Source organism: Chryseobacterium vrystaatense (assembly GCF_000737765.1).
Lineage (GTDB): Bacteria > Bacteroidota > Bacteroidia > Flavobacteriales > Weeksellaceae > Chryseobacterium > Chryseobacterium vrystaatense.
Genome location: NZ_JPRI01000012.1, coordinates 21,252 through 44,263, shown reverse-complemented (window position 1 = coordinate 44,263; position 23,012 = coordinate 21,252). Strand labels below are relative to the sequence as shown.

General features: G+C 40.0%; 13 protein-coding genes. 12 read left to right on the top strand and 1 reads right to left on the bottom strand.

Annotation, left to right across the window (positions count from 1 at the left end):
* The first annotated feature begins 63 nt into the window (after positions 1-63).
* From IW16_RS22535 to IW16_RS22490, 10 genes are all read left to right on the top strand, one after another.
* Positions 64-867 (top strand): SDR family oxidoreductase, encoded by an 804-nt coding sequence (locus IW16_RS22535; protein WP_034750089.1) that lies wholly within the window; start codon positions 64-66, stop codon positions 865-867.
* A gap of 817 nt (positions 868-1,684) precedes the next feature.
* Entirely contained in the window at positions 1,685-3,058 is a 1,374-nt protein-coding gene (locus IW16_RS22530) for a T9SS type A sorting domain-containing protein (RefSeq protein WP_084694604.1), read from the top strand.
* Between the two features lie 77 nt (positions 3,059-3,135).
* A complete protein-coding gene (locus IW16_RS22525; RefSeq protein WP_051890628.1) occupies positions 3,136-4,473 on the top strand; it encodes an RCC1 domain-containing protein in 1,338 nt (445 codons plus the stop codon).
* 125 nt (positions 4,474-4,598) lie between these two features.
* The gene (locus tag IW16_RS22520; RefSeq protein WP_034750085.1) at positions 4,599-6,131 is read left to right on the top strand and encodes a T9SS type A sorting domain-containing protein; all 1,533 of its coding nucleotides are present in this window, start codon (positions 4,599-4,601) and stop codon (positions 6,129-6,131) included.
* A gap of 187 nt (positions 6,132-6,318) precedes the next feature.
* Entirely contained in the window at positions 6,319-7,497 is a 1,179-nt protein-coding gene (locus tag IW16_RS22515; protein ID WP_034750083.1) for an autotransporter outer membrane beta-barrel domain-containing protein, read from the top strand.
* Between the two features lie 25 nt (positions 7,498-7,522).
* Positions 7,523-10,711, top strand: a complete 3,189-nt coding sequence (locus tag IW16_RS22510) for an RCC1 domain-containing protein (RefSeq protein ID WP_084694603.1) — start codon at positions 7,523-7,525, stop codon at positions 10,709-10,711.
* A gap of 141 nt (positions 10,712-10,852) precedes the next feature.
* Positions 10,853-12,043, top strand: a complete 1,191-nt coding sequence (locus IW16_RS22505; protein ID WP_131327965.1) for a right-handed parallel beta-helix repeat-containing protein — start codon at positions 10,853-10,855, stop codon at positions 12,041-12,043.
* A 19-nt stretch (positions 12,044-12,062) separates the two neighbouring features.
* Positions 12,063-15,257 (top strand): RCC1 domain-containing protein, encoded by a 3,195-nt coding sequence (locus tag IW16_RS22500; protein WP_084694602.1) that lies wholly within the window; start codon positions 12,063-12,065, stop codon positions 15,255-15,257.
* A gap of 135 nt (positions 15,258-15,392) precedes the next feature.
* Entirely contained in the window at positions 15,393-18,155 is a 2,763-nt protein-coding gene (locus IW16_RS22495) for an RCC1 domain-containing protein (RefSeq protein WP_034750071.1), read from the top strand.
* 201 nt (positions 18,156-18,356) lie between these two features.
* Positions 18,357-18,767 (top strand): 5-fold beta-flower protein, encoded by a 411-nt coding sequence (locus IW16_RS22490; protein WP_034750068.1) that lies wholly within the window; start codon positions 18,357-18,359, stop codon positions 18,765-18,767.
* A gap of 299 nt (positions 18,768-19,066) precedes the next feature.
* Here IW16_RS22490 and IW16_RS22485 read toward each other — a convergent pair whose 3' ends face one another.
* Positions 19,067-19,315, bottom strand: coding sequence for a helix-turn-helix transcriptional regulator (locus IW16_RS22485; RefSeq protein WP_034750065.1), 249 nt, complete (start codon positions 19,313-19,315; stop codon positions 19,067-19,069).
* An 889-nt stretch (positions 19,316-20,204) separates the two neighbouring features.
* Here IW16_RS22485 and IW16_RS22480 point away from each other — a divergent pair.
* Both IW16_RS22480 and IW16_RS25940 read left to right on the top strand, forming a co-directional pair.
* Positions 20,205-20,726 (top strand): hypothetical protein, encoded by a 522-nt coding sequence (locus IW16_RS22480; protein ID WP_034750062.1) that lies wholly within the window; start codon positions 20,205-20,207, stop codon positions 20,724-20,726.
* Positions 20,727-21,548: 822 nt separating this feature from the next.
* Positions 21,549-22,538 (top strand): hypothetical protein, encoded by a 990-nt coding sequence (locus IW16_RS25940; protein WP_051890627.1) that lies wholly within the window; start codon positions 21,549-21,551, stop codon positions 22,536-22,538.
* The last annotated feature ends 474 nt before the right edge of the window (positions 22,539-23,012 follow it).

The following is a 23,012-nucleotide window of genomic DNA, read 5'->3' as shown; positions in this document are numbered from 1 at the left end:
AATGGTAAACAGGTTCCTTTTTTATCGGTGCACTTTTGTAACATCAATTTAAAGATAACAAAAATGGACAAAACGATTTTCATTACAGGAGCTTCATCAGGATTAGGAAAAGCAACCGCAATACGATTTGCTTCAAAAGGCTGGACCGTAATTGCCACAATGCGATATCCTGAAAAGGAAACTGAGCTTACAGTGTTTCCCAATATTCACCTCTTAAAATTAGACATCAGCGATCCGAAACAAATTGCAGGAATAGCTTTAGAAACAGAAAAAATAAGCCCGGTTGATGTTCTTTTGAATAATGCAGCCTATGGTCTTATGGGTCCTTTTGAAGGAATAACCGACGAACAGTTGGTTCAGCAAATCAATACTAATTTTTTAGGAACACTCCTTGTTACAAAAGCTTTTCTTCCCTATTTCAGGGCAAGGAAAAGCGGGACTGTTATTACGGTAACCTCCTCAACAGCTAACATTCCTTATCCGTTTGTTTCCGTTTATGCTGCCACCAAGTCAGCATTGGAAAAGTGGTCAGAGGGAATGAGTTATGAGCTGAATGCTTTGGGTATCAGGATCAAAACAGTGGTTCCTGCTTATATGCAGACCAACTTTGGCAGCAATGCACAAATGGTTTCACATGCCGGTTATCAGGATGTTTTCAACCAATATATAACAGCAATGAGGGCGGATTCAACCACCAAACGGGATGTTCCCGAAACGATTGCTGACATTGTATACGAAGCAGCAACAGACAGCAGAAAACGGCTGCATTACATTGCGGGTGAACTGGCTAACACAGAATACGATTGGTTAAGAAAAGACGGAATTGAAACGGTAATGGACACCATGGATCATCGGTTTTTTGGTTGATCTGCATTCTTTTGGCCGACTGTTTTGTTTTTGGCTTTAGTGAAACTGAAAATCTGGTAATTATATTGGATATTAAAGATCTGTACATAGAAAGGTATCAATTTAAAGAAATTGATGCCTTTTGTTGTTTGTGAAATTAACAGGATTATACTCAAACTATTCTTTAGCCCCCTAAAAACTCAGATTCTGATTTATAAAAATACAGCAACAGCAGGTACAAAGAAAGTCAATATTATTTTTTTGATTAACTATTTGATCATCCGCAAGAAAAATATATTTTTGCAGTCCACAATATAAAATCATCGGTGATGATACTTTTGTTATTAAAAAAAAACTAAAAACTAAGCTTGAAAATTAATTAAACCATGACAATGAAATGTACTCTATGGATGCTCATGCATCAAAATTAATTGTTTCCAACAATTTAAAATAACATCAAATTCTCAATTCTTTAAAGCATGCAGTCGTATTTAATCCATATGATGTATTCCATTATTTCCTCAAAACCAGATTGAAATAATACCGCTAATAAAATACATAACAGGTATTCTGCGATCGATTAGGAAAAAAAGAAGTGCCTTTAGAGATACCGGAGAAATTTGCTATTGCATCTGTTACGATGCTGTATTACTTGACTGACGAATATCCTTTCAAAACCAACGCTTATTCATTGACTGAAATTTTTGTCTTTGTATGAATTAATTTTGATTGGTAAAAAATTCTATGAGCAGATCATTTCTTTATGGAATTCAGAAATCATTAAACGGAGCTCAGCCGAAAAACTAAACGAGTAAACACGATATAATACAACTTAATTATGAGAAAAATTTTCTTTTTTTTATTAATGCTGATCAGTTTACAGTCATTTGCCCAATGCTGGCAAAGTATGAGTGCAGGAAAATATCATTCGATGGCAATAAAAAATGATGGGACACTGTGGGCCTGGGGAAGAAATAATTTTGGTCAGTTTGGAGATAATACCACTAATTTCAGCAATATACCTAAGCAGATAGGTACGTCCAATGACTGGGTACAGATAAGTGCGGGAAGTTCACTTTCTCTGGGATTGAAATCTGATGGTACAATTTGGTCTATGGGATTTAATAATAATGGGCAGCTGGGCATTGGCTCAACAGTAACCTATGTAAAAGTACCAACGCAAATTGGCACAGATACCAATTGGAAAAGCATCAATGTGGGAAACACTTCTTGCTCGGCAATTAAAACCGACGGAACGCTTTGGACGTGGGGAACTAATGACTATGGACAACTTGGAGATGGAACTTCTGTATCTAAAAATGTACCTACCAAGATTGGTACAGCAACCAATTGGGTAAGTATTTCTGCTGGGATCAGCCATATGATCGGACTAAAAACAAACGGTACCATCTGGGCATGGGGCTCGAATGCAGGCGGAAATCTTGGAGACGGTAGCAGTGCATTACAATATGAACCTGTTCAGATAGGTACCGCTGCTAACTGGAAAACTATTTCTGCAGGTCAAGGTCATTCATTAGGAATAAAAACCGACGGAACATTATGGGCATGGGGTGATAATTCCGACGGAGAACTTGGACTGGGGGACAAAATATCAAAAAATGTCCCTACACGTGTAGGGACTGATACCAATTGGTTAAGTATATCTGGGGGAACCAGTTTTTCTTATGCCATCAAAACAGATCATTCGCTTTGGAGCTGGGGAAGAAATATGTACGGCGAACTGGGGAACGGAACAAGTGGGGATCCTGATACCGTAATCCCAAAAAGAGTAGGTCTAACGTCAAATTCCTCCGAGGTTTCTGCCGGATATATGTATGTACTTCAGAAAAACACTACTGGTGATTTAAGCAGTTCCGGATATAATTTGTTTGGTGAACTGGGAGATGGTACGACTGTTAATAAGAATACATTTACTCCCATTGTATGTGGCGTTTTAGGGATCGAAGAATTTGATGCTGCCCATGGACTGAAAGTTTATCCAAATCCGGTGAAAGACATCTTAAACCTGTCATTTGACAAAAAAATGACTTCCGTATCCATTTATAATGTGTCAGGGCAACATCTGCTTACCAGGGCTGTTGACGATGATAAAGCAGCACTTGATGTTTCTGCTTTACCTTCAGGAACTTTTCTGGTTACAGTACATACTGCCGGCGATGCTGTAAAAACGGTAAAAGTAATCAAACGATAAGGCTTTAGGCTGTACGTTAAAACAAGGTTTATTGATGTTTTTAAAAAATCATTTTTTTTTAATTAAAATAAAATAGAATGAAGAAACTTTACTTTTCATTAATACTCATCGGTGTTCAGACATTTGCACAATGCTGGGAGTTTGCGAGTGCAGGATATGGTCACACGGTAGGAATAAAAACAGACGGAACACTCTGGGCATGGGGGTATAATAACAATGGCCAGTTAGGTGACGGAACTGCCGCCAACAGACTTCATCCGAAACAACTTGGAACAACAAATAACTGGCAGGTTGCCAATGCGGGATATGGTCATTCATTTGGAATAAAAACGGACGGGACACTTTGGGCATGGGGATATAACAACTACGGCCAGTTAGGTGACGGAACTACGGTCAATAAGCAGACTCCAATACAAATTGGAACTGCCAGTGACTGGCTTACGGTCGCTGCCGGAAGTTCTCATACAGTAGCCATCAAAACAGATGGAACACTTTGGGCATGGGGTAATAACCAGTTTGGCCAGTTGGGTGATGGAACAACAGCTTCAAAAAATGCTCCGGCACAAATTGGAACATCCAATAACTGGAAAACCGTAAGTGCGGGATTCGGGCATTCGGTAGGAATAAAAACAGACGGAACACTATGGACGTGGGGATATAACAACAAGGGACAATTAGGCAACGGAAATACAATTTCAGGAAATGCCCCCATACAAATTGGAACAGCCGGTAATTGGCAAAGTGCTGATGTTGGCGATTCTCATACTGTAGCTCTCAGAACCGACGGTACCCGATGGGCATGGGGAGACAACAGCACGGGACAATTAGGTGACGGAACGACAACATCAAGAAGTGTTCCCACACAAATAGGAACCGCTACGAATTGGCAAAGCAGTACGGCAGGTTATTATCATTCAGCTGGAATAAAAGCAGATGGAACACTGTGGGAATGGGGAAACAGCTATTCTTCTTATTCGGGACAAGCCGGAACCGCCAATAACTGGCTGAAATCAGATGCAGGATTTAATTTTAATTTTACAGTCAAGACAGACGGAACCCTTTGGGCCTGGGGGCGAAATAATTATGGACAGCTTGGAGACGGAACAACCACTAACAGAAATACACTTGTTCCTATCGCCTGCCCGGTAAGTTCGTTGGGAACTGATGAAAATTCAATACCATCGGATCATCTGAAAGTCTTCCCCAATCCTGTACATGATTACCTGATGGTTTCGCTGGATCAAAAGATTCTTTCGGTCACGGTATACAACATGGCGGGTCAGCAGGTACTCACTAAAGTGATCAATGACACCAAAGGGACTGTAAATGTTTCTGTTTTAGGATCAGGGACCTATCTGGTTAAAGCAAATACTGCCGGCGTCACTGTAAAAACTATAAAAATAATCAAACGGTAAATATTAAAATAATACTACAGCTGAGGTGTTTTGCTTAAGCCGTGATATTTACAATTGGAGTCCAGAAACCAATCAAACGGAGCAAAGCCCGAAAAGTTTTAAGAGTAGGGGAAAAACTAATTATCATGAAAAAAATTACTATTGGCGTCTTTATGCTTTTTTCTGCACCGGCCTGGTCGCAGGACGGTATTATTGACGCTTCATTCGGAACCAATGGCTATGTACTTGTGGCTAACAATGAAGGCGCTACATTCGGTGAGTCTGTACAGCCTGACGGCAAAATTATTTATACTCAGGGAGCCAAATTCAAAAGACTCAACGCGAATGGTGCACCCGATACCACCTTTGGGGTGAACGGGGTTGTCAATATAGCTCAGGAATCTTACTATATAGAAAATTACTGGACGCTTAATAACCAGATTATTTTGCTGACCAAAGATTATTTCAACGATATCTACAGAATGGGGCGTTATAATTTTGACAATACCGTAGATACAGGATTTGGTAACGGGACGGGATTTATGGTACTTAATATCGGAAATAATATTAAAGGCCGTGTCCGTATGAAACTGTCAAATGACGGGAAAATTTATATGGGCGGAAACAGTGTTACATCTTATGGTACCTACAACAATTACTATGTTAAGAGGATTAATCTGAACGGTACAGAAGATACCTCGTACAATTACAATGCTTCTTCTGGTTCGGGTATCAATATTTCATCTACATCCATAGGCTATTATACCGATGAAATTATTGGAGATATTGACGTTTCTTCAACCGGGCAGGTTATTGTTTCAGGTTTATCAACGTACCGGGAAGGGCATGCTTTCTATTATAGGAGGGCTACCTTTGCGATTGTGCCAAATTCGAGCACGGTGCCTGTAACGAAGTCCCATTCTTATACTGCTTATTACAGCTCGGCAAAATCTGATGTTGCTCTTGATAAAATTAATAATATTTATCTGCTGGGCGGCCAAAATATGGTCAATGTTATCGGAAAATATACATCAGCAGGAGCTAATTTCATTTCATTTGGAACAAATGGATATCTGACCCTGCCGGACCTTGTTATCGAGAGCAATAAAAAAGCCGATTTTACGAAAATACTTATTCAGCCGGACGGAAAAATTCTGCTTGGCGGGACTGTAATGCCTGAAACGGGTACCGTAAACAATCCGTACCTGATCATGGCGCGCTATAACCAGAATGGCACCATTGATTCCACTTTCGGAACCAATGGTTATGTTTTGTTTGATATCCCGCATCCCAATAGCGGGGACAGCCTCAATACCTTTACCCATTTCTTCGCATCGCCAGATTTCAGTTCCCTTTACATGTGTGGTAAAAACGCACAGAATGCAGCAGTCATAAAATATAACAATACCAGCACGATAATGGCCGTGGCTGAAGCAGAGGAAAACAGTCTGGACCTCAAAGTATATCCTAATCCGGTACAGGATGTTCTGAATATTTCTTTGGATCAAAAAATTCTTTCGATGACGGTTTACAATATGGCGGGTCAGCAGGTGCTTACTAAAGCGATCAATGACAATAAAGGAACAGCCGATGTTTCAGCTTTAGTACCGGGGACTTATATGGTCAAAGTAAATACAGCCAATGAAACGGTAAAAACAGTAAAAATAATCAAACAGTAAATCTTAAAATTGTATTACAGCAGTCAATCCTGGCTGATAAAAAATCGTTTTCAATCAATAACATATGCATCGGGAACAGTTTAAAAGCAGATTGCTTTTTAGGGGCTTCTGCAACTGTTTCAACGAAGTGAAATATTTGAAATCAAAAATATATCTAAATATTAAACCATTTATTCTTTACACTATCATGACAAAAAAACTATTTACCATTGCCTTGACAGGCTTAATCAGTACAACGGCATTTGCAGCTGATCTGTATGTAAGAAATGGCGGAGCCGGCGGTGCTTATTCTACAGTAAGTGCAGCGATCACGGCAGCTTCTAACGGCGACCGGATCATTATCCAGCCCAAAACAAATGGGACAGCGTACGTAGAAAACCTGACGATCAACAAATCACTTACGTTTGTTTCGGAAACCAATTATAACAAATATATCATTCAGGGAAACATTACCATCAGCCCTGCAGCGGGGAGAGTCATCACCATCAGCAGTCTGAGCTCGGGCACTACCGGGGGGTATATTGTAGAGGCCAGTGGATCAGCCACAGGAGGAAGAACGACCATCAACCTTCTGAATTGTGATCTGCATAATGTTTTTACTTACCAGGTCAATACGACCACCAACATTTCAGGCAGCAAAATTAGAGAAAGGCTGATCTTCTCCCACGGAAGATGTACTTCTAATAAAGCGAATTATATCAACCTGTATTCTCAGGCTCCTGATACCAGTCTTGCCAATTCAGATATTGAGGTGTATGGTAATATATCTGAATCCGGAATTTCGAATGCACAACTCAATTATAATTTTAGATTCTACAATAATTTTTGTACCGGTTTTATTGTTAGCAATTTTAAATCCGGTGGTTCTGGTGAAATTATTAACAATACAGTGTACAGCACGAATCCCGGAGACTTTGCCCCTTTTTACATTAGCGTAAATGGTAGCGTTACGGGAAATATTAACATTATGAACAATGCTGCTTCTTTTGCGGCAGGTCCAATTACGGCGTGTATTAATAATGCGACCAATACGGTTAGTGTGGTCGCGAGTTATAATTTATTTACCAATCCTTTTGTAACGCAGGGTGATATAACCCAGAGCAATAATTCAGGGCAGGTTAATATGAACTTTGATAATACTGCCTACACCATAGCCGGGATGAACGCGAATGCAGGAAATCCAGCCACTTCCTATACCGATTTAGATTTAACGAGAAATGATGCCGGGCATTACGGAGGTTCCAACAGCTGGGCTAATTACTGGCCGACAGATGCAGGTGGGAAACCACAGGTAAACTATCTGTTAACTCCCAGATCCATCAGTAGCGGTACTTTAAATATCACTGGATCAGGTTTTTCCAAATAATCTTTAATCGTACAACGAGAACTTTATGAGAAATTATATTTACAGTATCATCGCTTTGCTTATGATCACTTTGTGCCCTGCACAAATGTTCGTAAGCCAGGCCGAGTACTTTTGGGATACCGATCCGGGAGCCGGAAACGGCACCGCTGTTCTGGCGGCCGACGGAAGTTTCAACAGTGCTTTTGAACAGCTGACCAAAACGGGGGTAAGCGCTCCTGGTAACGGTTTACACAAATTAAGCATCCGTATCAAAGATAATACAGGCGTTTGGGGACCAGTCTTCACCAACGTTATTGATGTTCAGCAAAATACAGTGTCTTCTGTGATGGCTCTTTCGCAGGCGGAATATTTCTGGGATACCGATCCGGGAGCCGGAAACGGAACTCCGGTACTGGCTACCGATGGAAATTTTGACAGTACCTATGAAAAGCTGACTAAAACAGGTATCGCTTTACCAGCTGCCGGACTACATGTATTTAATGTCCGTATCAAAGACAATACGGGAGTCTGGGGGCCTGTTTTTAGAAATGTGATTGATGTACAGGGATCTGCCATTACAGGATGTTGGCAAAGCATAGCGGCAGGCGATACCCATTCGATGGGAATAAAAACGGACGGAACACTTTGGGCATGGGGCTACAACAGTTCCGGGCAGTTAGGAGATGGAACCATTGTTTCAAAGAACGCTCCGGTCCAAATTGGAACAGATAATAAATGGAAAAAAATTGCTTTAGGATCCGGCGTTTCAATGGGATTGAAAACAGATGGAACACTTTGGGCCTGGGGGAAAAACGGAAATGGTCAGTTAGGTGACGGAACCACGATCGATAGAACTGTACCTGTACAGATTGGATCAGCTAACGACTGGAAGGACTTCAGCATAAGATCCAATCATGCATTGGCCATAAAGACGAATGGAACGCTTTGGGCATGGGGAAATAACGGATCTGGTCAGCTAGGTGATGGAACCAACACGGGTAAGAATGTTCCTACTCAAGTAGGTACTGAGAGCAACTGGCAAAGTGCTTCAGCAGGATTTAGTGTTTCCCTGGCGATCAAAACCAACGGGACGCTCTGGTCATGGGGAGGGAATTCTTCCGGAGAGCTTGGTGATAATACAACGACAAATAGAAATGTACCCGCTCAGGTGGGAACAGAGACAGGATGGGCAAATACGGTTTCAGGGTTTTTCCATTCTGTAGCCAGAAAAGAAAATGGATTACTTTATACCTGGGGGCAAAACAACTACGGACAATTAGGAGATGGTACCACGACCAACAGATTAGTACCCACGCTTGTGGCTGACGGAATTCAAAGCATTTCTGCAGGAGCCTATCATACGGTAGGAATAGCAACAACGGGGAATATGTTTTACTGCGGATACAATTCTTTGGGACAGTTTGCTAATAACACAACCAGTGACAGCCCATGGATTTCTTTTGGAAACGAGAATGATTATAAAATGATTGTTGCAGGAGCCTACTATACTTTAGCGCTTACTAATGATGGCTTTTTAAAAGGTTCCGGAAGCAACGGTGACGGAATGTTAGGAGACGGATCCAATCAAAACAAAAAAGTATTCGTTACGATTAGCTGTACGTCAGTCTGTAGCCCTCCAAGTCAGCTTTACAGTTCCAATATTACTTCTTCAACAGCTACAATTAAGTGGACAGGAGCCGGAGCTACTCCAGCGTCAGGGTATGTATATTTTTACAGTACCAGCCCAATTGTTGGCGGTATCGATGGAAGAACTGTTGCTACTGCAGCAAATCTTGCCAACCTGTTACCTGATACCACTTATTACTGGTGGGTGGCATCCGATTGTCTGTCCAGCCAAAGTAACTGGATTCCGGGTGGCTCCTTCAAAACCCTCGCTACAGCTGAAACAGGCTGTTGGCAAATGGTGATTCCTGGATCTGTGCATACTGTAGGATTAAGAGCAGACGGAACATTATGGACATGGGGAATTAATTCAAATGGACAATTGGGAGATGGAACTATGACTTCTCAAAGTGCCCCAAAACAAATCGGAACTTCAAATAAATGGGTGAAAATAGCAGCTGGATACGACCATACAGTGGCTCTGAAAACAGATGGAACACTATGGGCATGGGGGAAAAATGATTTCGGACAGTTAGGAGATGGAACAGGATATAAAACGACTCCAACACAGATAGGAACAGCAACAGACTGGACTCAAATTGCCAGCGGAGATAATTTTGCAATGGCCATCAAAGCAAATGGAACGCTTTGGGGCTGGGGTAAAAATAATGACGGACAATTGGGAGATGGTACCAACGTAAATAGATCGACGCCTGTACAGATCGGAACAGCAAATGACTGGAAGGTTATCGTACCAGGATCACAGCAGACTTTGGCCATCAAAACAAACGGAACGCTGTGGACATGGGGAAATAATTCACATGGCCAGCTGGGTGACGGCACTACGACCAACAAAAATACGCCTGTACAGATAGGAGTGGCTACCAACTGGAAAAGTATCAGTGGCGGACATTTGCATTCATTAGCCATAAAAACTGATGGAACACTGTGGGGCTGGGGAGCTAACCAATATGGCCAGATTGGTGATGCACCGGACACTTCCAACAGACTTTCTCCGGTACAAATCGGACAGGAGTCAAACTGGAGCAGTATTGCAGGCGGATATTATCATTCTTCGGTAGCCTTAAAAACCAATGGAACACTTTGGGCATGGGGCGCTAACTTCACCGGTCAGCTGGGTGACGGAACGATCATTGGTAAGTCGGTTCCCACACAAATAGGAACAGCCACCGACAGAAGAAGTATTTCTGCCAATATGTACAATACCTTTATTATTAATACCAATGGATTTTTAATAAGCAGTGGCAGTAATACTTACGGGCAGTTAGGAGATGGGACCAATATTCAGAAGAAAATCTTCGTTCCTGTTGCCTGTACACCAAGTACAATCCTGAAAGTGGATGACGTTTCAGCAAAAGCAGACCAGCTGAAAGTCTATCCAAATCCGGTACAGGATTATTTAACGGTTTCGTTTGATCAAAAGATTCTTTTGGTAACGGTTTACAATGCAGCAGGACAACTTGTGCTTACGAAAGCGGTCAACGATACTAAAGGAACCATTGATTTTTCTGCTTTATCATCAGGAGTTTATCTGGTTAAAATAAATGCAGCCAATGACTTTGTGAAAACGGTAAAAGTGATGAAGCGTTAAGCCTTAAAATTGTAATACCATAAGATTTTCAGAGATTTGAAATCTTTCAAAATAGTGCCACTTATTTTTAAGTGGTACTATTCTTTACCATTCTATTTTAAAAATCAAAGTATATCTAAATATTAAATCATTTATACGATTATGACAAAAAAACTATTAATCATGGCCTTCACAGGCCTATCCAGCACTATGGCTTTTGCAGCAGATTTATACGTCAGAAATGCCGGCGCAGGAGGAGCTTATTCAACGATAAGTGCAGCGATTACAGCCGCTTCAGACGGAGACCGCATCATTATTCAACCTAAAATAAATGGAACAGCTTATGTAGAAAATCTAACGATCAACAAATCCCTTACTTTTGTTTCCGAAACCGCTTATAACAAATACATCGTTCAGGGAGGTGTTAGTATTGACCTCGCAGCGGGAAGAGTGGTTACCATTAGTAATCTCAATACAATAAATTCTATTAATGGTTTACTGACAACCGGAGCAGCAGTTGGAGGAAGAACGACAATCAATCTTTTGAACTGTGACTTGATTAGTGTTTCTACCACTACCGCCAATACTACGACCAATACTTCCGGTTGTAAAGTTAGTGGACCTTTGCAGTTTTCCCATGGAATATGTACGGCAAACAAAGCATCGTTTATCACCGTCTATTCTTTCCAGACAGAAACCTCCATGGCCACATCTGATGCTGAGGTTTATGGTAATATATCTACAGGAGCGATAGCTAACTCTCAGCCCTATTATACTTTTAAATTCCACAATAACTTTTGTGAAACTTTTTTAATACGGGGTATTAAAACAGGAAGTTCTAACGAAATCATTAACAATACAGTTTATAGGCCTGCTGCCGCTAACTTTTATCCAGCTGTTTTTTATGTTGGCTTATATGATAACAGTCTTACAAATACAGGAAACCTTACCATCATGAACAATGCTGTTTCTTTTGTGCCGGGTCAAAGCAATGTCTGTATTCAAAACGATCATAATAATGTAAATGTGACAGCCAGTTACAATGTATTTGCCAATCCGTTTGTAACCCAGGGGAATATGACCCAAAGCAACAATTCAGGATCAGTGAATATGAACTTTGACAATACAGCATACACCGTAACGGGTATGAATGCAAATGCCGGAAATCCTGACGTAAAATACACCGATTTAGATTTAACAAGAAACGATGCGGGACATTATGGAGGCTCCAACAGCTGGGCTAATTATTGGCCGATAGATAACGGCGGGAGAGCTCAGGTAAACTATCTGATAACTCCAAGAACAGTCAGCAGTGGTACATTAAGCATCAGCGGATCTGGTTTTTCTAAATAATTTTTAATCATACAAAAAGATGAACAAATATATCTATAGTATAATCGCTTTGTTTATGGCAACATGGTGCTGGGCACAAATGTACGTAAGCCAGGCTGAATATTTCTGGGATAATGATCCGGGAACAGGAAACGGGACTCCGGTATTGGCCACTGATGGAAGCTTTAACAGCGCGTTTGAACAACTGACCAAAACAGGGGTTACCACACCGGGTAATGGTTTGCACAAACTTTCTGTGCGTATCAAAGATAATACAGGCGTTTGGGGACCTGTTTTTACGAACGTTATTGATGTTCAGCAAAATCCGACATCTACGCTAATGACCATATCTCAGGCCGAGTATTTTTGGGATACCGATCCAGGAGCAGGAAACGGAACTCCGGTATTGGCCGCTGATGGGAATTTCAACAGTGCTTATGAGCAATTGACCAAAACAGGAATTGCTTTACCATCTAATGGTTTGCATGTATTTAATGTCCGTATCAAAGACAATACGGGAGTTTGGGGACCTGTTTTCAGAAATGTTATTAATGTAGGATCTCCAGCTCCTGCGGGTTGCTTTAAGGAAATTAGTGCAGGTTATTTTCATTCTGTAGCCATAAAAACAGATGGTACTCTTTGGACATGGGGAGCTAATACTTACGGTCAATTGGGGGATGGATCTACTACCCTAAGAAACGTTCCGGTACAAGTAGGAACGGGTAATGATTGGCTAAAAATAGTTGCCGGAGATTATCACAATTTTGCTATCAAAACAGATGGTACCCTTTGGGCATGGGGAAGAAATACTTATGGACAATTAGGTAACGGAGCATCAACAGATATGACTGTTCCTGTACAAATTGGAACTGCGAATAATTGGAAAACTATAACTACAGCACTTGCCGAAACATTAGCCATTAAAACAGATGGTACCCTTTGGGCATGGGGAAACAATAGTGTTGGCCAATTAGGAGATGGTACAAATATAGATAAAAACGTACCTACCCGAATCGGAACTGCAACGAATTGGGAAAGTATTGCAATAGGAGCCATGGGGCATGCAATTGCCACCAAAACAAATGGTACTCTTTGGGCATGGGGAAACAATACCTATAAACAATTGGGAGATGGAACTACAACCTATAGATTTAGCCCTGTTCAAATCGGGACAGCTACTGACTGGAAAATTACAGCTGCTGGTTTCGGGCATTCTATGGCCATCAAAACCAATGGAACTCTTTGGGCATGGGGATATAATTTTGATGGACAGGTGGGAGATGGAACTAATGTTAATAAAAGCACTCCAACACAAATAGGCACTGCCACCAATTGGTCAAAAATGTCGTTAGGATATCATTTTTCATATGCACTTAAAACAGATGGCAGCCTTTGGGCATGGGGAAGTGATCTGTATGGGCAGTTGGGGAACGGTGTAGCAGGGTATCAATCAACTCCAACACAAGTAGCTGTTCCTTCAGATAATGTTCTAATTGCTGCAGGAGCAAATCATATCCTGAATTTAAATGCCGACGGTTTTGTGAGAGCAGGTGGTCAAAATACTGGCGGCCAATTAGGAGATGGAACTTATGATCAGAGAAAAGCATATATTACTGTTGCTTGTCCTTCCGTATGTAATGCTCCATCACAATTCTGGACTACCAATGTGACTTCCCAATCTGCTACCCTTAACTGGGCGGCAGCATCAGCTACCACAGGCGGATATATATATATGTACAGTACGAGTCCAACGATAGGAGGTCCGGATAAAAGTACTTTTTCTACCACGGCCAATGTGAGCAATTTATTACCCAATACAACGTATTATTGGTGGGTAGCCTCTCATTGCGGAACGAACCAAAGTAGTTGGGCACCAGGTGTTCCATTCACTACACTTTCTGATAATACAACGGGCTGCTGGGAAAGCGTCAGTTCGGCAGGCGGATATTCAGTAGCGATAAAATCAGATGGTACCCTTTGGACATGGGGTAATGGTCTGTTTGGTCAATTAGGGGATGGATCCTCAGGTTCCAAAAATATCCCGGGAAAAGTAGGAACCGGAAATAACTGGGTACAGGCAGTTGCCGGAGATTACCATACGTTGGCGATCAAAGCAGATGGGACTCTTTGGTCCTGGGGAAAAAATGATGATGGACAGCTTGGACACGGAACTCTCGCCAATAGCAATACTCCCAAGCAAATAGGAACAGCAACAAACTGGGTAAGCATTGCAGCAGGAGGAGCTCATTCGTTGGCTATAAAAGCAAACGGAACCCTTTGGGGCTGGGGAAAGAATAATAATAGACAGGTAGGAGATGGTACCGATATCAATAAAAATATACCTACACAAATAGGCACTGATACCAATTGGAAGACTGTGGGGGCCGGATTCGCCCATACACTAGCCATCAAAACAAATGGAACCCTTTGGGGCTGGGGTAATAATGGTTTTGGACAATTGGGAGATGGAACGACTTCCGGAAACTCTACTCCTGTTCAGATAGGAACAGCCAGCAACTGGCAGAAAGTAGGACTTGGCTTCTTTTATTCAGTTGGATTGAAAACAGATGGCACCCTTTGGAGCTGGGGAAGAAATACAGAAGGACAATTAGGTAACGGAACGACCACTGACAGATTGGTTCCGGGTCAAATCGGAACAGAAAATAACTGGCAAAGCTTTGATCTAGGATATGCACATACTACAGGAATAAAAACAGATGGTACTCTTTGGGCCTGGGGAAGCAATAATGTTAGCCAATTAGGAGATGGAACTACCACTAACAGACCTACACCGATCCTTATCCCAAGTGGTACAAACAGGAAAAGTGCAGCAGCAGGGGAGTATAGTACATTTGCGATTAATGTAAATGGACATTTGTCAAGCTGTGGGGCTGGTAATTTCGGACAGTTGGGAGACGGAACTTATGTTGGTAAAAAAATATTTGGCATGGTTTCCTGTGGTACGAATGGTAATTTAACCACTCAGGAAATATCAACAAAAGCAGATCAACTGATAGTCTATCCAAATCCGGTACAGGATCACTTAACAGTTTCTTTTGATCAAAAGATTCTTTTGGTAACGGTTTACAATGCATCAGGACAGCTGGTGCTTACCAAAGCAATCAATGATACCAAAGGAACAATGGATGTTTCTGCGTTACCATCAGGAGTTTACCTGGTTAAAATAAATGCAGCGAATGACTATGTGAAAACAGTGAAAGTCATCAAACGATAAGTATTAAAAATGTATTGCGGCAGCTAAGGGGAATCTACTTTAGCTGTCGTTTTTTTCAATTGGATTTAAGAAAATATTTCAACGAAGCGTAACCGAAAAGCTATACGAGTAGGAAAATATGACAAAAATTAAAATATGAGAAAAATACTTTTGTTATTTGTATTCATCAGTTTGCATTCCTTTGCCCAATGCTGGCAAAGTCTTGGTGCAGGTAATGACCATTCAGTAGGAATAAAAACAGACGGCTCATTGTGGGGCTGGGGAGTTAATTTCTCCGGGCAACTGGCCGACCTAAACGTCAACGGCAAAAAGGTCCCGACCCGAATAGGAACATTAAGAGATTGGAAAATTGTTATTGCCGGCAATGACCAGACTTTTGCTATCAAAACAGATGGAACACTGTGGGCATGGGGAGATAATGATTATGGACAGTTAGGTGACGGAACTACTGTTTCAAAAAGAATTCCAATACAGGTGGGAACAGCCAACAACTGGCAGAGTGTCAGCATAGGAGAAAATCATGTGGCAGGACTCAAAACAGATGGAACATTATGGGCTTGGGGGAATAATAGTGACGGGCAATTAGGTGACGGAACTAAAATTGCAAAAAAGACCCCAATACAAATCGGAACCGCTACGGATTGGAAAAGCGTTGATGCCGGAAATAATTATTCTGCGGGACTCAAAACAGATGGGACATTATGGGTCTGGGGAACAAATTTTGACGGGCGATTAGGAGATGGAACTAAAATTGTAAAAATGATCCCTACGCAAATCGGAACCGATACCAACTGGAAAACTGTAGATGCTTCAGATGGTTATACGGTAGGGGTCAAAACAGATGGGACGCTATGGACATGGGGTTCGAATGTTTATGGACAATTAGGCAATGGAACGACTGTCAGAAACAATATTCCTACCCAAATAGGAACAGCAACCAACTGGCTCAATGCAGCTGCCAGAAATGGGGCTACATTTGCAACAAGAGCAGATGGCAGCCTTTGGTCATGGGGATATAATTATTATGGACAATTGGGTAATGGTACCAGTGGATCAGTCAGTGGTGGATCATCACCTGTACAGGTAGGATCTTCTACAGACAACGTACAGATTTTTCCCGGGAAAAATCATGTGCTTGTAAAAACTATTGATGGTTCTTTAAAGGTTTGTGGAGTAAATAATTACGGCCAGCTGGGTGATGGAACGTCTACGACCAATACCGTTAACAATAATAAATATACATTTATTTCTATTGATTGCCCAGGGGTTTGTATTCCTCCCACACCATTGGCAGCAACCAATGTTACTTCTTCAAAGGCTACTATTAACTGGACCGCAGCAACGCAGACTCCGGGTAACGGATATCTGTATCTGTACAGCACCAATCCTTCTATTGGAGGGAATGATGGAGCTACGCCTTCTACAACTGTCAATTTGACCAATTTATTACCAGATACCACTTATTATTGGTGGGTGGCGCCTGATTGCGGATTCAGCTGGGTAGATTGGATAGCGGGAGGATCCTTTACCACACTTCCCACAACTGAAACCGGCTGCTGGCAAAGTGCGGCAGCTGGCAATTTTCATTCGATAGGACTCAAAGCAGATGGAACATTATGGGCTTGGGGGGATAATGTTAATGGACAGTTGGGAGATGGAACCAATATTGATAAAAATAAGCCAACACCCATAGGAACAGCCAATAATTGGGTGAAAATAGCTGCCGGAAGTAATTATTCGGCAGGAATTAAAGCAGATGGAACGTTATGGACCTGGGGGCATAATTCGTGGGGACAGTTAGGGGACGGAACTACAACCAAGAGAAATACGCCAACACAGGTAGGAACAGCAACAGACTGGGTAAGTGTTGCCGCTGGGTATAGTCATACAGTAGCTATAAAATCAAATGGAACACTGTGGAGTTGGGGAGGTAATTCCAAAGGACAGTTAGGAGATAGCACAACGGTCAATAAAACCTTACCGGTACAAATAGGAATAGCAACAGACTGGCTAACTGCCACATCCAAAGGAAATCATACACTCGCCATAAAAACAGATGGAACGCTATGGGCCTGGGGAGATAATTCCAAAGGACAGTTAGGTAATGGTACTTCTGCAGCAAGCACTTTTCCTGTTCAAATAGGAACAGCAACAAATTGGAAAGATATTGATGAAGGAGGAACCCATTCGATAGCCATCAAAACAGACGGAACGCTTTGGACATGGGGAGATAATAAATGGGGCCAGTTAGGTGACGGAAGTACTGGTTCAAGGAATATCCCGACACAGGTAGGAACAGAAGCAAACTGGAGAAGTATTAACACCAACTTTAATGGTTCTGTTATTGCCACTAAAACAGATGGAAGTCTCTGGACATGGGGACATAATGCTTCGGGGCAATTAGCAGATGGTACAGAGACCCACAGATCTGCACCGATGCGTATTGGAACAGCTTCCAATTGGGGAAGTATTGCAGCAGGAGGTAGTAATACACTGGCTGTAAATGCTAATGGATTTTTAGCCATCAGTGGTCACAATACCTGGGGAACGATAGGAGATGGGACCAATATTCAAAGGAAAATTTTTACGCCTGTTGCCTGTCCTGCAGCGATTGTAGTTGTTAATGGAGTTTCAGCAAAGACTGTTAATGAAATTTCAGCGAAGGTGGATCAGCTGAAAGTCTATCCGAATCCTGTTCAGGATATTCTTACAGTGTCGCTTGATCAAAAGATTCTTTCGGTAACGGTGTACAATACCGCAGGGAAGCCTGTCCTTACAAAAGCAATCAATGCTGCTGAAGGAACGGTTGATGTTTCTGCTCTGTTATCAGGAGTTTATCAGGTGAGTGTAAATGCAGCTAATGGCTTCGTAAAAACAGTAAAAATTATCAAACGATAAATTGTAAAAGCCAGATTGATGGAAATTTAAAATTCTGATCATCCTGTTTTTTTAAGGAGAATGTACCAAAGTAAATACTCATAATACATACATTAAAAAACAGCGCCACTTGTTGGTAAGTGGTGCTATTCTTAAGAAACTAATCAATATTTTTAAGACATCAAAAACTAAAAATAATAACCTCATTAATATTTTAAAATCATGAAAAAAATAGGAATCATTTCTTGCCTTCTTTTAGGGCTTTGCATGGCAAGTGCTCAGACGATAGAGTCGGGAAGCCGCAGTACAAAGGGTTACATCAAATCGGACGGAACCATTGAAAACAGCAGCCGTTCTACCGTCGGTTATATCAAGTCAGACGGAACGATTGAAAATAAAAGCCGCTCGACCATCGGTTACATCAAAAGCGATGGGACCATAGAAAACAAAAGCCGTTCTACGGTAGGTTACGTTAAAAAAGACGGCACTGTAGAAAACAGCAGCCGTTCCACCATTGGCTACATCAAAGACGATGGAACGGTAGAAAGCAGCAGTCGCAGCACGATTGGCTATGCCAAAGGCATCAAAAAAGAATGGGCAGCGGTAGTGTATTTCTTTTTTAAGCTGGATTAATAATCAGCACTGTGAAAAAGAAATGATGCCGTTAAGGGAATCAACAAAAATTAAGGCTTGGATTTTATAATCTGAGCCTTTATTTTATAACTTATATACTTTTTTGGATAGTGTTTTTAGAATGTTTGATTTGTAATATTGAAACCACACGAAGGATTCGTGCGGGAGCATGTCAAAAATAAAAGACATTCTAAAATTTCAATCAGTATTTTCATGGAATTTCTCAAAGATTTCAAATAAAGATATTCGTCGAATCTTCGACAATTTGTGCATAAAAAAATTCCAACTCTCGTCAGTATTTATTTAAATAAAGGATCATTAAAAAAATCTTGTAATGTGATTCTTAAAAGTGTACAAACTTTTTTTATAGTATAAATAGTAACACCTCGTTCACTTTCAAAACTTTCCCATCTGTTTACTTGTTGTCTATCAATATCATGAAGTTTGGCGAAATCACTTTGATTTAATCCGGTAGACTTTCTCAGATCAATTAATCTTTGAGTTATCTGATTTCTAAGTTCAATATCGTCATTACTAAGGCTGCTCATTTAACAATTTTAGAATATTTGATAAAAATTATTGTAATCCATTTGGTTTACATTTGGTTTTTTATATATATTTGGAAAAGATTACTTATTAAAGTAATTTTGCGATACTTCAACGAATATTAGAAGCTATTGCTTAGAGTCTCATTCTGAAAACTGGTAATTTTTAACACACGAGATGATAAGCAGGAAGCTCACGACCTAGGCGTGGGTTCTCTCTTATCTGTGTGTAAGGTATACCAGTACCTCAGAATGGATATTGTAGAGTCCCATGCCGTTTTTATTTCATGCCGTTCTGCTTTTCTACAATTCTCATTTTCTAAGCCCGCTTTACCGCATAAAGTATCATGACGCGTTACAATGGGGTGTACAATCCATTGCGGCCTTCGGGCTTTCAGAAAAACACAAAGTTTATCATAATTTATTTTTGTCTTGTATGGGCGGGAAGTTCAGCACTGGCAGGACTTCCTTGCTTTTTACAACTACGTTTGTTTAAACTATTATGTAAAACAAAAATTGAATATTCAATGGAGGTAGAAGGAACAAAAGGTTGTATGGTCACTCTTTTATAGGGTTTTATCTAACCACAAATCGAAGATTTAACGGAATTAAAAGTCACAAAAGTTTTTGAACACTTTAGTTATTATAAGTTTTAAGCTTTGCGGATACGAAGTACGTACAAGCTTTGAAAATCATTGATTTTCTTCTGGAGTGAACTTATTGATGAAGTAGGATATTAAACTTTCTTAAGTGATCTAAAGTGTTTTAAAATGATAGATTGTATGAATATCATTGTGCTTAAAGAATTGGTAACCTGTAAATGTTTAAACAGGTCTACCAATAAAAACAATAACCCCGTCCTTATAGAATTACTTTATAAAAATACAAACTCATGAAAAAGAATAGAACAGCATTTCGGTCCCGGTTGGGGGCAGTGGGCAAAAAACACTCCGGGCTAAAGCTGATGGAGACATTTTTTCAGCTCAATGATCTGGCAGCATCCAAAGAGAAATTAAACAGTATTATGAATTACGCGGTAAAGAAAAATACATGGATAAAAGAAGATCCATCTGTCATCTTTCTCTTTCGCGAGTCGATGCAGTCGTTTGTCCGTGCAGGTTACCTCATCACATTGACGAAAAAGAAGAGGCGAGTTAATATTCAGCTCGAAAATGGTTTTCCATTACTTCTGGGACTGCTTTCGGAGAAGGAATACCATAACCCTTTGTTAGTCTTTAAAAAAGCATTCCAGGAATACAGCATCGAAGAGTTTGATTATTTTATGTCCGGGATGATCTATTTCTCACTGGGTGCTTATGATCATGTACCGGAAAGGAATATGGTAAGTCCGTACATTCATCTGACGAAAATGCTGGATGCAGCGCACCTGATTCTTGAAAGGAGAGGGAAATGAAGATGAATGAATAGTGAATAGTGAAGAATGAATAATTAATAGAGTAGAAATTTTATAGACGCAAAGGTTTATTTAAGCAATGCATAGTTTAGGAAGCAAAGAGATAATCAATCTATGATGATCCGATGAAGCGTGCGTTTTATCCAGTTGCTTCATCAGCGACATAGTCGCCTTCTTTGCTTTGCTTAAAACTGGAACGGTCTGTAAATAAAAACTTGGCGTTTAAAATAAAAGCTATGGTATAAGTAATAGTAGAAATTTTAATAGACGCAAAGGTTTATTTAAGCAATGCATAGTTTAGGAAGCAAAGAGATAATCAATCTATGATTGATTTGATGAAGCGTGTGTTTTCTCCAGTCCTTCATCAGCGACATAGTCGCCTTCTTTGCTTTCCTTAAAACTGGAACGGTCTGGAAATAAAAACTTTGCGTTTAAAATAAAAGCTAGGGTATCTGTAATAGTAGAAATTTTATAGACGCAAAGGCTTATTTAAGCAATGCATAGTTTAGGAAGCAAAGAGATAATCAATCTATGATGATCCGATGAATCGTGTTTTTATCCAGGCGCTTCATCAGCGACATCGTCACTTTCTTTAAGACTGAATGTTGCCCGCTGCCATACGAAAGAATTTGTACGGTAACGAGCGAAGGTTTTTTTTATCTGTGTTTAAATGAAACTTATCATAATGATAAAAAAGTAGCGTAAATTTGTTAAATATTATTTAATTCGTCTATAAAAATTTAAATAAAACTTATTATTGTTAATTTAAAATAAAATACCACCAATATGTGAAATAAGTATATCTTTGCAAAAAATTTTTAAATGAAAAAAATATACTTTATAGGATTATGTCTTATAGGTTTAGCAAGTTGTTCAGGAACAAATGATGATCTGCAAAATGGAGATCAGCTCAACCCATCAGCCATGAATGGAGATTTGAAACAGGCAGCTAGAGGAGGTTTTAGAGGTGAAGGAGATGTAGATACAGAACTTCCATCAACTGGTATCTGGCTAAAGAATTCATTTCCTAATAATGCGATTTATGGTTTTTACAGCGATCATACCAAAAAACATTTATATTCTCCATATAGTCGCACAGACATGTTGCCGCGCACTCAGCCTGGAGCCTACTATTACTACCTGGACAGGTATTTAGGTTCAGCAGATGGAGGTGGTGCGGAAATCACTGGCTGGTTTAATGAACTTAATGAAGATTATGTATTAACGACTAATCCGAGTGAATTCAACGGACATAATGGATGGAGAAAAAACAATACGATTGGCAAAAGTTATCCCAGCGATGAGCCTGGAAGTTTTCCAATCTACAGGTATTTTAGAAACAAAACTAAATCTCACTTTTATACAAGAGACTTTAATGAATTGGGAAATGGAAAATTTGACTTTGTATATGAGGGAGTTGCTTTTTACCTAAAAGACAATACGGTTGCTACCGATGTGAGGATTCATGACGGAAAGACTTTACAGGATATTGCTACGGGACAGGTATATGTTGTTTTTGAAAGCAGATTAAGGCGTTTTGAAGATCCTGAAGTTGCCAAAAAGCTCATTGCTATGGTGCCTATAAAAGTAAATATTGAGGATTATATAGGACCAAGAGGAGAAAATATAGACGCCAATGCCCGATTAATACAGGATGGTGCTAATGGTAAAATTTATTTTGTGGATAATGGGCTTCAAAGATACATACCATCTGTTGAAGTCCTTAATTCATATAGATTTATTACAAATTCTATAGTAAAGATTAACAGATTAATTGGATTTCGTGGAAAAGATGTTACCTATACATTTTAAATAAAAAGAGGGCAATTAGGTCCTGTCAACGCCGCACGAAGCCTTTCGTGCGGTTTTTTTAATTTTACTTATCATACGGTTGTATCGTGTGACCTTTTTATTTTCAAAGCATTTTCTCAAAAAAATTATCTTTATAAAATTATTATTGCTGAGGCATAACTATAAATTCTACAATCTTATTGAAGCTGGTTTAATTTTCCGTGCGGAAGATTAAACATACAGTAGTGTATACATCTGAACCAATACATAATCATATTTGGTTGAATAAATTATTTAATATTGAAAGACAATGGAAAAAATCAAAATATTTTTAGATAAGGTTTTGAAAAAGAGCAGATAGCTGTTCATTTACAAAGGGACAAAGATGATATTAAAAAATATAATGAATTTGTAGAAAAAGAGCTGAATATTTACTGTGAAAATCAGTACGATTTTGATATTGAACGCAAAGTAGAGTTTAATATTAAAGGTAAA

Excerpts from the sequence above, each read along its gene's own strand:
- IW16_RS22510 (WP_084694603.1), top strand. The coding sequence starts at position 7,523 with ATGAGAAATTATATTTACAGTATCATCGCTTTGCTTATGATCACTTTG.
- IW16_RS22505 (WP_131327965.1), top strand. The coding sequence starts at position 10,853 with ATGACAAAAAAACTATTAATCATGGCCTTCACAGGCCTATCCAGCACT.
- IW16_RS22535 (WP_034750089.1), top strand. The coding sequence starts at position 64 with ATGGACAAAACGATTTTCATTACAGGAGCTTCATCAGGATTAGGAAAA.
- IW16_RS22485 (WP_034750065.1), bottom strand. The coding sequence starts at position 19,315 with ATGAGCAGCCTTAGTAATGACGATATTGAACTTAGAAATCAGATAACT.
- IW16_RS22525 (WP_051890628.1), top strand. The coding sequence starts at position 3,136 with ATGAAGAAACTTTACTTTTCATTAATACTCATCGGTGTTCAGACATTT.
- IW16_RS22495 (WP_034750071.1), top strand. The coding sequence starts at position 15,393 with ATGAGAAAAATACTTTTGTTATTTGTATTCATCAGTTTGCATTCCTTT.
- IW16_RS22490 (WP_034750068.1), top strand. The coding sequence starts at position 18,357 with ATGAAAAAAATAGGAATCATTTCTTGCCTTCTTTTAGGGCTTTGCATG.
- IW16_RS25940 (WP_051890627.1), top strand. The coding sequence starts at position 21,549 with ATGAAAAAAATATACTTTATAGGATTATGTCTTATAGGTTTAGCAAGT.
- IW16_RS22520 (WP_034750085.1), top strand. The coding sequence starts at position 4,599 with ATGAAAAAAATTACTATTGGCGTCTTTATGCTTTTTTCTGCACCGGCC.
- IW16_RS22515 (WP_034750083.1), top strand. The coding sequence starts at position 6,319 with ATGACAAAAAAACTATTTACCATTGCCTTGACAGGCTTAATCAGTACA.
- IW16_RS22480 (WP_034750062.1), top strand. The coding sequence starts at position 20,205 with ATGAAAAAGAATAGAACAGCATTTCGGTCCCGGTTGGGGGCAGTGGGC.
- IW16_RS22500 (WP_084694602.1), top strand. The coding sequence starts at position 12,063 with ATGAACAAATATATCTATAGTATAATCGCTTTGTTTATGGCAACATGG.
- IW16_RS22530 (WP_084694604.1), top strand. The coding sequence starts at position 1,685 with ATGAGAAAAATTTTCTTTTTTTTATTAATGCTGATCAGTTTACAGTCA.